Source organism: Streptomyces coacervatus, from assembly GCF_029223485.1.
Classification (GTDB): Bacteria; Actinomycetota; Actinomycetes; order Streptomycetales; family Streptomycetaceae; genus Streptomyces; species Streptomyces coacervatus.
In genome coordinates this window covers 1-1,399 of record NZ_JARHTP010000062.1, presented here as the reverse complement: position 1 = coordinate 1,399, position 1,399 = coordinate 1, and the positions used below count along the sequence as shown (strand labels likewise).

The 1,399-nt window shown below is 65.7% G+C and carries 1 protein-coding gene; it reads left to right on the top strand.

What is annotated here, in order from left to right; translation table 11 throughout:
• Positions 1 to 92 precede the first annotated feature (92 nt).
• The gene (locus P2Q00_RS50565) at positions 93 to 1,364 is read left to right on the top strand and encodes an IS256 family transposase (RefSeq protein WP_275781985.1); all 1,272 of its coding nucleotides are present in this window, start codon (positions 93 to 95) and stop codon (positions 1,362 to 1,364) included.
• The last annotated feature ends 35 nt before the right edge of the window (positions 1,365 to 1,399 follow it).

Genomic DNA, 1,399 nt, shown 5'->3' with positions numbered 1-1,399 from the left:
GAGCGTGTCTGAAAGATCGTGTAAGTCCGTGATGTGAAAACCTGGCCCGGGGCTCGCCCTCGGGCCCTCGGGCCGGGCGGATCGGACGAGTCATGGCAGACAAAGACGAAGCGGCCGCGTATGTGGCCGACGACGAGATGGTTGACGAGGTCGTCGAGCGACTGCTCGACAAGGCTGACGCCTCAGGGACGGCCCTGCTCGGTGAGGGCGGGCTGCTGACGGAGATCACGCGGGCCGTGCTGGAGCGGGCCCTGGAAGCCGAGATGAGCGAACACCTCGGCTACGAACGCGGAGATCCCGCAGGCCACGGCTCGGGGAACTCCCGCAACGGGACTTCGCCCAAGACCGTCCTCACCGACGCAGGGGCAGTCACGCTGGCGGTTCCACGGGACCGCAACGGCGATTTCGAACCGCGCCTGGTCCCGAAGAACGCCCGTCGGCTCGCCGGGTTCAACGACCGGATCCTCTCCCTCTACGCCCGCGGCATGAGCGTGCGCGACATCCGCTCCCACCTCGCCCAGATCTACGGCGTCGAGGTCAGCCCCGACCTGATCAGCAAGGTCACCGACGCCGTGATCGACGAGCTCGTGACCTGGCAGAACCGGCCCCTCGACGCGGTCTGGCCGATCATCTACATCGACGCGTTGTGGGTGAAAATCCGCTCAGGTTCGGTGACTTCGAAGCCGGTCTACCTGGCCGTCGGCGTCGACATGGACGGCCGCAAAGACGTCCTGGGCATGTGGGTCGGATCCGAAGGCGAAGGCGCCACCACGTGGATGGCGGTCCTGTCAGAACTACGGAATCGGGGCATCGAGGACGTCTGCATCGTCGCCTGCGACGGACTGAAAGGCCTGCCCGACGCGATCACCGCGACCTGGCCCAAGGCCACTGTCCAGACCTGCGTGATCCACCTGACCAGAGCCTCGCTCCGGCTCTCGTCGGTGCGGGACCACCCCAAACTGGTGCCGGCCCTCAAAGCGATCTACGCAGCCCCGACCGAACAGGCCGCCGAACAGGCCCTCGACGCATTCGCTGCCTCTGACCTGGGTGAACGCTACCCAGCGATCGTCCGGACCTGGCGGTCGGCCTGGCCGGAGTTCACGCCCTACCTCGCGTTCCCGTCGGCCATAAGGACGGTGGTCTACTCCACGAACATGGTCGAGTCGATCAACTCGCGGCTCCGCAAAGCCACCCGCAACCGCGGGCACTTCCCCTCGGAACAAGCCGCGTTGAAGGTCCTCTACCTCGCGGTCCGCGAGCAGATCAACCCCAAAGCGCGCGACGCGAACCACGTCGCCGCACACTGGAAAGAGGCACTGAACCAGTTCTCACTCTTCTTCGAGGACCGGCTCAGCATCCAATGAAACCAGGCGACTTACACAAGATCACTGACACGCCC